Raw genomic sequence first — 12332 nt, 5'->3', positions numbered from 1 at the left:
CATTCTTTATGATAGGTGTTCTTCAGGTTCAATATCCCAGAGTCCGTCGAACTATTTCGCCGTTTAGACCGTTTCTGCCAGTCAGACAACATAATCCGTCAGTTCCTGCTCTTGTTTACAAAGACGACGCCAATCAGCAATCGGCATACGAATCACCAAACCGATATGCCCGTCATCTTCAATCCATTCTTTTTCTATTGCCTGAAGCTGGTAAAAACGGCTGCGCAGACGTCCGGCCTGAGGGGGAAGACTCAATGAGTATTGGGCGATCTCCCCGGACAACCGCTCGGTCAGCGCTTGAAATAGCAACGGAATACCTTCACCGGTTTGTGCTGAAAGCCAGACTCTGACCGGTAAATTTTCTTCGTTGCGATCGATACGCGGAACGAAACCTTCCAGCATATCGATCTTGTTCATTACTAACAGCACGGGAACTTCGTCAGCTTCAATTTCCTTCAACACGGTATCTACCGCATCGATATTCTCGTCAAGACGAGGATCGGCGGCGTCCACAACATGCAATAACAGAGAAGCCTGACGCGTCTCCTGTAATGTAGCCTTAAACGCAGCCACCAGATCGTGCGGTAACTGCCGGATAAAACCTACGGTATCCGCCAACACCGTATCACCGACATCATCTACCTCAATTCGGCGCAATGTCGGATCCAGCGTGGCAAATAGCTGGTCGGCGGCATACACGTCCGCCGACGTTATCTTATTAAACAGCGTGGATTTCCCGGCGTTGGTATATCCCACCAGTGAAACCGTCGGCACATCGGCGCGAACTCGCGATCTGCGGCCCTGCTCGCGCTGTTTTTCCACCCGTTCAAGACGGGACAAAATCTGGCTGATACGATTACGCAGCAAACGGCGGTCGGTTTCAAGCTGGGTTTCCCCCGGGCCGCGCAAACCGATGCCCCCTTTCTGCCGCTCAAGGTGCGTCCAGCCACGAACTAACCGAGTGGCGAGATGACGCAACTGCGCCAGTTCCACCTGTAATTTACCTTCGTGGGTTCGCGCGCGCTGGGCGAAAATATCCAAAATCAGTCCGGTACGGTCGATCACCCGGCACTCGCATATACGCTCCAGATTACGTTCCTGGGCAGGAGTCAGCGCGTGATCAAACAGCACCACGAAAGCATCGGTATCTTTTACTGCCTGAGCAATTTCTTCGGCTTTGCCTTCGCCAACAAAATACTTGGGATGGGGAGCCTTACGGCTGCCGGTAATTACCTGCAGTGATTCAATTCCGGCAGAAGAGACCAGAGACTCAAACTCCAGCAGATCTTCTGTATCTTTATCTTGCGAGAAGTAAATATGAACAAGTATGGCCCGTTCACCGGCTTCATAACGGTCAAACAAGCGGATAACCTCTCAAATGCTCAAAAAACACCACAGCGGGGGATTGATATGATGAGTTCTTCCCCCCGCTATGGTGAATTGACAATACGCTTTATTCAGCGTCATCACTTTCCTGAGGCTGTTGCTGCCCAGCCGGATTACTACCATGATAGTTGCTGGTGCCTGGATTATTACTGTGATGAGACACCGGACGAGATGGGACTACTGTAGAAATGGCGTGCTTGTACACCATCTGGCTAACCGTATTTTTTAACAAAATGACAAACTGATCGAAAGACTCAATCTGACCCTGCAGCTTAATACCATTCACCAAATAAATCGAAACCGGAACACGTTCGCGACGCAATGCGTTCAGGAACGGATCTTGTAAAGATTGCCCCTTAGCCATTCTATATTTTCCTTATTTGTTTGTTGTTTGTAACAAAGAACCCATAGGGCCCTAAAATAACGATGTAAAAAATTTATGCGCTGAGACTCACCAATTGTACACAATCACCCAACCTATGCACTAACAACCTGTATTACCTTGTCTAACGCTTCCTGCGGCTTATCGCTATCCAGCCAGCAGACGCCGTCCCAACCACGCAACCAGGTCATTTGCCGTTTGGCTAACTGACGTGTCGCACAGATTCCCCGATAAACCATCTCATCGTAATCAATTTCGCCCGATAAATATGACCACATCTGGCGGTAACCGACACAACGAATGGAAGGCAAATCCTTATGCAAGTCACTTCGGGCAAAAAGGACCCGCGCCTCCGCCTCAAAACCCGACGTTAACATCTGGTGAAAACGCAGCTCGATACGCTGATGCAGCAATTCGCGCGTCGCCGGAGCGATGGCGAACTGATGAACGTTATAAGGCAGCGCTTCTCCAGTCGTTTTTGTCAGTTCAGTTAAAGTGTTACCTGAAACGAAAAAAACTTCCAGTGCCCGCGAGAGTCTCTGCGGATCATTTGGATGAATCCGAGTCGCGGCAACCGGATCTATCTCACATAACTGCCGATGCATCGCCTCCCAGCCGACTTCTTTCGCCTGCGCTTCTATACGTTGCCTAACCTCCGCATCGGCGGAAGGCAGCGGCGATAGCCCCTCAAGCAAGGCCTTGAAGTAAAGCATCGTTCCCCCCACCAACAAGGGGATCCGTCCGGCGGCGCTGATTTGCGCCATTTCTTTCAGGGCATCCCGCCGGAAATCGGCGGCTGAATAGGATTCAGCCGGGTCAAGAATGTCTATCAGGCGGTGCGGCGCCTGCGCCAATTCGTCCGCATTCGGCTTGGCGGTGCCGACATCCATTCCCTTATAGATAAGGGCGGAGTCAACGCTAATCAACTCCACCGGCAGATGTTGACGTAGCGCCATCGCCAGCGCCGTTTTTCCTGACGCCGTCGGCCCCATGATAAAAATCGCGGGCGGATGCGGCGTCGTTGCAAAATCACTCATGCTTCAGTGCCTTGATGGCAGTATTGATATCCATCGGATATAAAAGTTCACTCGGAGGAGCCTTCGCCAACTGCGGGCAAAGCCGCTCTACATCCGTTAATAATTGTATGGCCTGAGAATGATTCCAGTTTTCCTGTTCGCGACTTAACCGGATTGCCATCCACGCGGCCAGAACGTCCGGCTCCAGCGTTTTACAATCGGCCAGATAGCCTAACAGTTCAGAGATCAAGTTTTGTAAATTTTGTTGGCGTAATGGTAAAGGTACCGCCCGCAACGTGGCGCGCTGCGACTCGACAAGAATATCGATACCAAAAACCGCCAACAGCGGCTGGAATCTAGCCAACACGGCCAGCTCGGATTTATTCAACGACAGACGTTGGGGAATCAACAGCGGCTGCGGGCGTAACCCATCTTCAGCAGGCGTAAGCTGCGCCTGCTTCAGATAGCGCTCCGCGACGGATAATGACAGCAACGCCAAGCCATTACGGTATTCCAGCAGGGCATAACACGGCGGATAGACGGTTAAAACCCGTCCAAATCCGCTGGCGTTGCTCTCCAGCGGCGATACCGGGACAGTCACGGATTTCTCCGTTGGCGCCTCAACTTCGGCCTGGATATTGCGCGGGATGGCGGAAGACTCAGGCGGCGGAGGAACAACGACCGTTTCCGCCGCCGCACGCCGGGAAAGAGCGTCTGCTGATTCGAGCGGTTGCAGCAGCTTCCGGTACAGCTCGCCCTGCTTTTTCTGATACGCCGCCCCGGCGGGATATCCAGGATGCGGCGTCTCGCGAGCATTGCCGGAACGTTGAGCGGAACCTCTCGCCGCCGGAGATGAGGACGGCTGGGCAAAATGGTTTTCGCCGGCCGCGGTGCGGTTTTCCTGCTGCCACTGTATAGGCTGTTCGGTTCCCGGCTCCGACATCCCCAGTCCCGGCGCAGACGCCTGCTGCAATACCGTCATCACCGCCTGATAAATAAAATCATGCACCAGACGCGCCTGATGAAAGCGGACTTCGTGCTTGGCGGGATGCACATTGACATCAACCTGATGCGGATCGACCTCCAGATAGAGAACATACGCGGGCTGCTGATCGTCTTTAAGCTGATCCTGATAAGCCTGGCGAATTGCATGATTGATCAATCGATCGCGCATCATACGCTGATTAACGTAGCAATATTGCATGTCGGGCAGATGCTTGGCTCCGGCGGGATCGGCTACCCAGCCGTGGATGGTCAAGTCATCATGCTGCCATGACACCGCCAGCGCGTGCTGTAAAAAAGCGCTGCCGCAGATGCTGCCCAACCGGCGCTCATGCTGGGAGGCATCGGGCGCGGGCCGATACTGCCGGATCAGCTTACCGTTATGGTGCAGCGTAATGGCGATGTCAAAGCGCGCCAGAGCGATGCGCCGCACCACTTCATCAATATGCGAAAACTCGGTCTTTTCGGTACGCATAAACTTACGCCGGGCGGGCGTATTGTAAAACAGATCGAGCACTTCCAGCGTAGTGCCGACAGGATGCGCGGCCGGCTTAACCGTAACCGCCATATCGCGTCCTTCGGCATAGGCCTGCCACGCCTCAGACTGCTGTGCGGTGCGCGACGTCAGCGTAAGACGGGACACCGAGCTGATGCTGGCCAGCGCTTCCCCGCGAAACCCCAGACTGACGATGGCTTCCAGATCGTCGAGCGTTGAAATTTTACTGGTCGCATGCCGCGCCAGCGCCAGCGTCAGATCATCTTTGCCGATGCCAGCGCCGTTGTCGCGGATACGAATCAATTTGGCGCCGCCGCGCTCTATTTCAATATCGATACGGGTCGCGCCAGCGTCCAGACTATTTTCCACCAGCTCTTTCACAACCGACGCCGGCCGTTCCACCACTTCTCCGGCAGCGATCTGATTAGCCAATTGCGGTGGTAGAACCTGAATCGACATGGCATACCCTCTTACATTAACAAAATGAAAACTCAGGATGAAAAGAGATTCAGGCCGAAGGAATCACCAACGTCTGACCGAGCTGAACGGTTCCTGAGTTCATATCATTTGCCCGCTGAATCTCTTTCATACTGACCCCATAACGGTCAGCAATCGCGCTCAGGGTATCGCCGCGTACCACTTTATGCCTGACGATAGGGGCGGCTTTTTTGCTGCCGGCCGCTGCCGCCGTCTGCGTCTGTTTTGCCCCGGCGGTTGGAATGTTTAACCGCTGTCCGACCCACACAATATCTTTATTCAGCTTATTCGCACCGCGGATCGCCGACATGCTTACGCCATAACGGGCCGCAATGGCCGACAGCGTTTCACCGCGCGCAACCGTATGGCGAATGACGCTACTGCCGCTGGCCTTCGCCGCAGGGGCGCCGGCCGGGGCGGCGGTGGAAGCGCTACTTGTCGCTGGCGGAGCCGGGTGCTTTTCCTGCTTTGGGACGGGTTGCAGAGGATGCGTCTGGAAGTAGCTCTTCACCCCGCGATAAATTGCATTGGCGATTTTTTCCTGGTAAGCGCCGCTTCCCAACAAACGCTCTTCCGCCACATTACTGATAAATCCGGTTTCGACCAGCAGCGAAGGAATATCCGGCGAGCGCAATACCCCCAAACTGGCATGCTCAGGCCGGGGTTTATGCAACCCGCCGACGCGCTGGAGTTCATTCAGCACTTTGATCGCGACATCATAGCCGACACGCTGCGAGTGACCAAACTGCAGATCCAGCACCGCCTGGCTTAAGTAAGGATCGGCGCTGTTATTCGCCAGCAAATCGCCGGCGCCGCCCAACAGCTCGGACTGCTTCTCATGCTGTTCCAGCCAACCGGCCATTTCGCTGTTCGCCCGGCGGTTGGATAAAACCCATACCGAAGCCCCGGTCGCGCTGCGATTCGGCGCGGCGTCCGCATGAATGGACACCAGGATATTGGCGCCCTGCTTACGCGCGACGTCGGAGCGCCCCATCACCGAAATAAAATAATCCCCGTTGCGCGTCAATACCGGCTTAAAGGCGGGATCGTTGCTCAACAAACTTTGCAGCTTACGGGCGATGGCGATGGTGACATCTTTTTCACGCAGCCCGTTCAGGCCGATGGCGCCGGGATCCTGGCCGCCATGCCCGGCATCAATGGCAACCACCACCCGATCGTCGCTATTGCCGCTGGTGCGCGCCGTCGTTCTTGCCGAGGCATTGCTATTCACTACCAGCGTTGGCTTGTTATTAAACGGGTTTTTAGTCGGAGCCGGTTCAGACTTCGCCGGGCGCGCTTCACGCGTTACGGCTGGCGCGCTTTGCGCGGGCCTGGGCTTGGGTTTGTCGCCGACCAAGGTAAAAACCACGGTGTGGCCATTAGCCGTTTTCTGCGTCACCGCCCGCGTTCTGGCCGCTTGCGTTAAATCCAACACCAGGCGTACGCTTTGCGCATCCTGAGCATTGCTGGTACGGATGCGCTTAATCAGATTTTGTCCGCTGAACTCCAGCGGCAATCCCTGAACCAGCACCGACTGACGGATATCAATCACGACTCTGGCTGGGTTGCTTAAAGGAAAGAAGGCGTAAATGGGCTGACCGCTAAAACTCAGGCTCACGGTTGCCTGAGCGGCGGCGTTATCTACTTTAATATCAGACAAATTGGCGGCCCAAACCGCGCCGGCGAACATCATCAGCCACGACCAGACGAACAGTTTAATCATACGGCTCATCATTATGCTGTTATCCCCAACTGACTAGCCAACCGCGCCAGAATAGACTCCCCCGGAGAGGAAACGGCAGACAGCCCGGCCCGCCGGCCTTGCTCCTGATAATGCAGATGCAGCTCCAGGTCGGCCGCCGGTAATATGCCGGCCCCTTGCTGCGGCCATTCAATCAGGCAAATCGCATCCTGATCCAGATAATCACGGATCCCCATGAACTCAAGCTCCTCAGGATCGGCCAGACGGTAAAGATCGAAATGGTATACCGCCAGGGGGGATAACGCATAAGGCTCAACCAAAGTATAAGTTGGGCTTTTCACATTTCCCTGATGCCCCAACGCTTGTAAAAAACCCCGGCTGAAGGTTGTTTTCCCCGCGCCGAGATCGCCATATAGATGAATAACACAGGCGCTTTCACAGGCTTTGGCCAGCGCAGCGCCTAACGCGATGGTTGCTGCCTCATCCGGCAGAGGTAACTCGATTTTTTTCATTCTGTCTTTTCTAAGGGTATCTATTCGGGATTGACATATCGGGACAACACAGGCATCAAATCGGTTGCCAACATACCCCGGGTTCCTCGCTGTACAGCCAGCCGGTCGGCCGCCGCGCCGTGAACGACGCACCCCGCGCAGGCGGCATCATACAGCGATAGTTTTTGCGCCAGCAAACCGCCGATAATCCCGGACAGCACGTCGCCCATGCCGCCCGTCGCCATTCCTGGGTTTCCCACATCAGCAATGGCCAATTGGTTCCGCTCACCGGCAATCACCGTACCTGCGCCTTTTAATACAACAACGCCACCATAGCGTTTTACCAGTTTTTGCGCCGCAAGTAAGCGATCACTTTCAATATCAGACACACGGCAATTCAACAAACGGGCCGCTTCGCCCGGATGCGGCGTCAGCACGCGATTCTGCCGCTTATGCGGATCGATTGCCAGCAGGTTAAGCGCATCTGCATCCCATAACATGGGTTTGTTACAATTTTCCGCCAGCCGCAGCGCATTTTTTCCCCATTCATCCTGCCCCAGACCGGGACCAATCACGATAATATCGGCCCATTCCAGCCCCTGCCTCAAAGTATCGCCCGTCAGTTCCTGCACCATCAGTTCCGGACGGAAGGTCAGCAACGCCGACAGATATTGTTTGTGAGTAAGCACTCGCACCAACCCGGAACCGCTGCGCAAGGCCGCTTCTCCAGCCATAAATACCGCGCCCCCCATGCCGTAATTGCCGCCGACAATCAGCAAGCGGCCGTTATCGCCTTTGTGCGCGCCCGGACGCCGTGGCTTCAGCCATTCGCTAAGCAACGCCGCCGATAGCCGCCGTATCGGTGCGGCCTGCTCCGCCAGCCATTCGGATAACCCTAATGGGTTATAGTGCAGCCGACCGACGCAATCACGAGCGCGTCCGGTCAACAATCCCGGCTTCAGGGCAATGAACGTCACCGTATGCGCCGCATTAATGGCATTGCCCGCGCACATCCCGGTTTCAGCGTTTAATCCGGAAGGCGTATCGATAGCAATCACGGGGGCGGGATGGGCGTTTGCCTGAGCGATGAGATGGTCATAAGGAGGACGCGGCGCATTGGACAGACCGGTTCCCAATAAACCGTCAATAATCAGATCGATATCGTCAGGCCATGGCGCATCGGCGTCCTGAATCGTTCCCCCTGTTCCAGCCAGGCCTGACGGGCGCCCTGCGCCTCCTCAGGTAAATCGCGGCTTCCCTTGCAGGCAATAACATAAGGGACGATGCCCGCGGCCAACGCCAGACGGGCGACCACGTAACCATCGCCGCCGTTGTTGCCGTGCCCTGCCAATATCAGCCAGTTTCGGGCGGCGGGATAATAACGGCGGGCGATCTGAAAGGTCGCCCCCCCCGCCCGCCGCATCAATTCGTGCATTGAAACCCCGGTCTCGCGGGCTGCGTTAACCTCTTCATGACGCACCCACTCCGCCTGAAATACCGTATGTGGAAGAGCAAAATCAGATCCACAGGTTATGTCGTCAGCCATCACGCCCCCTTATGATTCAGTAGATCCTTCCAACTTAGCAAGCAATACAGGCAACCGCCAGAATTCGCGCGATTTCCCGCGCTATCGGCCTGTAAAGCGTAATATGGTAAAATAAACCGATCTCCACTCCTTTTACGGCTTCTCATGGCATACCCCTACGATCTCAGCGAACTGGCACAACTTATCAAGCAATGGGGGCTATCTCTGGGCTTTCAGCAGGTTGGTATCTGTGACACGGATTTATCTGGGGAAGAGCCGAAGCTACAGGCATGGCTGGACAAACAGTATCATGGTGAAATGGCATGGATGGCGCGTCACGGTATGTTGCGGGCGCGTCCGCATGAGCTGCTGCCTGGCACGCTGCGCGTTATCAGCGTGCGAATGAATTATCTGCCTGCGAAAGCGGCATTCGCCAGCACGCTGAAAAACCCGCTTAAGGGCTACGTCAGCCGTTATGCGTTGGGCCGCGATTACCACAAGCTGCTGCGCCAACGCCTGAAAAAACTCGGCGACCAAATTCAAAGCTACTGCGGCGAACTGAATTTTCGCCCGTTCGTTGACTCAGCGCCGATTATGGAGCGTCCACTGGCCGCCAAAGCCGGTCTTGGATGGGTTGGCAAGCACTCACTTCTATTAAACCGCGAGTCAGGTTCTTGGTTCTTTCTCGGCGAGTTGCTGATCGACCTGCCGTTGCCTGTCGATCAGCCTCAGGAAGAACAGTGCGGCCGCTGTGTGGCCTGCATGACGACCTGCCCTACCGGCGCCATCGTCGAACCCTATACCGTTGACGCCCGACGCTGTATTTCTTATCTGACGATCGAGCTTGAAGGCCCGATCCCTGAGGAATTGCGCCCTTTGATGGGAAACCGTATCTACGGATGCGATGACTGCCAGTTAATTTGCCCGTGGAATCGCTTTTCTCAATTAACGGACGAAACCGATTTTAGTCCGCGAGCGGCGCTTCATACCCCTGAGTTGCTGGAGTTGTTCAGCTGGAGCGAAGATAAATTCCTGCGAGTCACGGAAGGTTCCGCCATTCGCCGCATCGGTCATCTACGCTGGCTACGCAATATCGCGGTGGCGCTGGGAAACGCCCCCTATCAGGACCGGATTGTGCTGGCGTTGCAAACCCGGCTGGGGGAAAGCGATCTGCTGGACGAACATATCCGCTGGGCCGTTCGGCAACAGCTAATGCGCCGCTCATCGCTGGAAATAGAGGTTCAGCCCGCCCGACAAAAAAGATTGATTCGCGCGGTAGAGAAAGGATTGACGCGTGATGCATAAGCCATGAGATTTTGTGTCGCACGCTTGTCGTCCCGCCTGTGTATAAATATAAAAACTCTTTGACAATCAACTGTCACAAAAAGTACAAGTGATTGCGATAACGTTTATAAGTTAATTATTATCTATAAATATCAATAAAATAAAAAATGCAGTCTTGTCAGAGAGATATCTCGGCGGGAAAAACATTCACAGGCAACCTGTGGATAAGTCTGTTCAAAAAGTTATTATTTTTTGTATGGGTTAATTAAAAACAGAGTAATAACAGGGTGAAAAACAGCCCCTCGGCAACGCGATAGCGGGGATAAGATAAACGGCGACGGATTAAAATGTCACGTCTCAATCAATCCCCTCCTTGGAAGGAGGGCTGGCATTATGGAGTCGTTATCGTCCCTTGGCAACCCCTACATCCAGATTATTTGCCAATACAAGCAAAAAACAGCCATCAGACCGATGGCAAAGCATAAATTCCGACGCTCCTCGTTGCTCCTGAGAAGACCGTTTCCCGTCCGCTTCTTAGCCACATTTTTATGCGCACTCAAGGGCAGTTTCGCGCGCCGCAGTGCCGCCATTTTCATGCCACTTCGCAGCACGCGCCCGACGCAGGCGGCTCATCCTAAGCCGGCTCTCTTCTCAGCATAATTTTTTACGCCGGGTCACGGCCAAACCCGAAACGCTCCACTGAATTTATGGATAAGGGACAGGCCTGCGCGGGAATAACGAGGAAGCAAGACGTACCCGACATCAAGCATTGCCCTGACGGGCAAGTCGCTCTATGACGGAATGCTATAAGAGAGGAAACGAACGATGTGTTGGCCCGCATCGAACAGACGTAAGATAACGGGCCTTTTTCAATATCAATATGGCGATGATGGGGACGCGCGACCACATCGACAATCTGTCGTCGATGTGGTTGGCATTAGGCGGCTGGCTGAGTTCTGATTAGGTAATCAAAGGCGCTCAGAGAAGCCTTGGCCCCTTCGCCGGTGGCGATAATGATCTGCTTGTAAGGCACAGTGGTGCAATCGCCGGCGGCAAAAACGCCTTTGACGCTGGTTTCACACTTGGCATCAATTTCAATTTCGCCAATCCGGTTACGGGCGACGGTGCCTTCCAGCCAGTTGGTATTAGGCAGCAGACCAATCTGGACGAAAATCCCTTCCAGCGGCAATTCGTGCTGCGTATCGCTGACGCGATCCTTATAGGTCAGGCCGGTCACTTTCTGACCGTCGCCTTTCACTTCCGTGGTCTGCGCATTGAGGATAATGTCGACATTCGGCAGACTACGCACTTTGTCCTGCAATACGGAGTCAGCTTTCAGCTCCGGCGCAAATTCCAGCAGCGTAACGTGTTTTACCACGCCGGCCAGATCGATGGCCGCTTCCACGCCGGAGTTACCGCCGCCAATCACCGCAACGTGCTTGCCTTTGAACAGCGGGCCGTCACAGTGCGGGCAGTAAGTTACGCCGCGGGTACGATATTGATCTTCGCCAGGCACGCTCATGTTTCTCCAGCGGGCGCCGGTCGCAATAATCACGCTGCGTGCTTTCAGCGACGCGCCGGAAACGGTTATCACCTGATGCGGCGCGCCCGGTTCGTTACCAGGGATCAGCGCTTCGGCGCTCTGCGCATCAATCACGTCGACATCATAGTCATCAACGTGGCTCTTCAGCGCGGTGGCCAGCTTCGCCCCTTCCGTTTTCGGCACGGAAATGTAGTTTTCAATATCCACGGTGTCCAGGATCTGACCGCCGAAACGTTCGCCCATCAGACCGGTACGAATGCCTTTACGGGCGGAATAGACCGCCGCCGCCGCCCCTGCCGGGCCGCTGCCGATAATCAACACGTCATATACCGGGCGTTGATTCAGCTTTTCGACCTGCTTGGCGCCTGCGCCGGTATCAATTTTGGTCACGATTTCGTTAAGGCTCATGCGGCCCTGGCTAAAGTGTTCGCCGTTAAGGAACACGGTCGGAACGCCCATGACGTTACGACTCTGGATCTCATCCTGAAATACGCCGCCGTCAATGGCGGTATGGGTAATATTCGGATTCAGGACGGCCATTAAATTCAGCGCCTGCACCACGTCCGGACAGTTGTGGCAGGACAGCGAGTAATAGGTTTCGAAATGGAACTTACCGTCAAGGTTGCGGATTTGGTCGAGTAATTCTTTCGCTTCTTTTGACGGATGACCACCAACCTGCAGCAGAGCCAGAACCAGAGAGGTAAACTCATGCCCCATCGGAGCGCCGGCAAAACGCGGGCCGCTATGAGATCCCGGATTGGTAATCAGAAAAGAGGGTTTACGTACAGCCAGATCATTATTCTCAGAGAAGCTGACCTGATCGGACAATCCAGCGATTTCAGTCAGTAATTCTCTTACTTCAGAAGATTTCGCTGAGTCATCCAGAGTCGCAATTAACTCAACAGGTTTAGTTAATTTTTCCAGATAGGCTTTCAACTGGACTTTCATTGTATTGTCGAGCATTGGTTATCCTCCGTGCAAAAAATCGGGTGCCAGGCACCCGATAAAAAACATATCTCAGCGGGGTC

The 12332-nt window shown here is 54.5% G+C and carries 8 protein-coding genes and 1 pseudogene; 1 reads left to right on the top strand and 8 read right to left on the bottom strand.

The window, feature by feature from the left end; translation table 11 throughout:
* Nucleotides 1-81: 81 nt before the first annotated feature.
* The 7 genes and pseudogenes from hflX to nnr form a co-directional block, all read right to left on the bottom strand.
* Nucleotides 82-1362 carry a ribosome rescue GTPase HflX gene (gene hflX / locus HC231_RS02990; protein ID WP_208229656.1) on the bottom strand — a complete coding sequence of 427 codons (1281 nt, stop codon included), beginning with the start codon at nt 1360-1362 and terminating at the stop codon, nt 82-84.
* A 91-nt stretch (nt 1363-1453) separates the two neighbouring features.
* Nucleotides 1454-1750 (bottom strand): RNA chaperone Hfq, encoded by a 297-nt coding sequence (gene hfq / locus HC231_RS02985; RefSeq protein WP_048637380.1) that lies wholly within the window; start codon nt 1748-1750, stop codon nt 1454-1456.
* Nucleotides 1751-1863: 113 nt separating this feature from the next.
* Nucleotides 1864-2805: a tRNA (adenosine(37)-N6)-dimethylallyltransferase MiaA gene (gene miaA, locus HC231_RS02980; protein WP_208229655.1), complete on the bottom strand. Its 942-nt coding sequence runs from the start codon at nt 2803-2805 to the stop codon at nt 1864-1866.
* A complete protein-coding gene (gene mutL / locus HC231_RS02975; RefSeq protein ID WP_208229654.1) occupies nt 2798-4741 on the bottom strand; it encodes a DNA mismatch repair endonuclease MutL in 1944 nt (647 codons plus the stop codon). The genes miaA and mutL overlap by 8 nt, the downstream gene beginning before the upstream one ends.
* A 49-nt stretch (nt 4742-4790) precedes the next feature.
* Entirely contained in the window at nt 4791-6494 is a 1704-nt protein-coding gene (amiB, locus tag HC231_RS02970) for an N-acetylmuramoyl-L-alanine amidase AmiB (RefSeq protein WP_208229653.1), read from the bottom strand.
* Nucleotides 6494-6973: a tRNA (adenosine(37)-N6)-threonylcarbamoyltransferase complex ATPase subunit type 1 TsaE gene (gene tsaE / locus HC231_RS02965; RefSeq protein WP_208229652.1), complete on the bottom strand. Its 480-nt coding sequence runs from the start codon at nt 6971-6973 to the stop codon at nt 6494-6496. The genes amiB and tsaE overlap by 1 nt, the downstream gene beginning before the upstream one ends.
* A gap of 20 nt (nt 6974-6993) precedes the next feature.
* Nucleotides 6994-8498, bottom strand: a pseudogene (gene nnr, locus HC231_RS02960) (bifunctional ADP-dependent NAD(P)H-hydrate dehydratase/NAD(P)H-hydrate epimerase).
* Between the two features lie 144 nt (nt 8499-8642).
* Between nnr and queG the strand changes: the two are divergent.
* Nucleotides 8643-9782 carry a tRNA epoxyqueuosine(34) reductase QueG gene (queG, locus tag HC231_RS02955; protein WP_208229651.1) on the top strand — a complete coding sequence of 380 codons (1140 nt, stop codon included), beginning with the start codon at nt 8643-8645 and terminating at the stop codon, nt 9780-9782.
* Between the two features lie 916 nt (nt 9783-10698).
* Here the strand turns inward: queG and ahpF are convergent.
* Nucleotides 10699-12267, bottom strand: a complete 1569-nt coding sequence (gene ahpF / locus HC231_RS02950; protein WP_208229650.1) for an alkyl hydroperoxide reductase subunit F — start codon at nt 12265-12267, stop codon at nt 10699-10701.
* Nucleotides 12268-12332 lie beyond the last annotated feature (65 nt).

The organism is Brenneria izadpanahii (assembly GCF_017569925.1).
Taxonomy (GTDB): Bacteria; Pseudomonadota; Gammaproteobacteria; order Enterobacterales; family Enterobacteriaceae; genus Brenneria; species Brenneria izadpanahii.
Note: the sequence above shows the minus strand (reverse complement) of the source record. Positions and strands in the feature narration are given on the sequence as shown.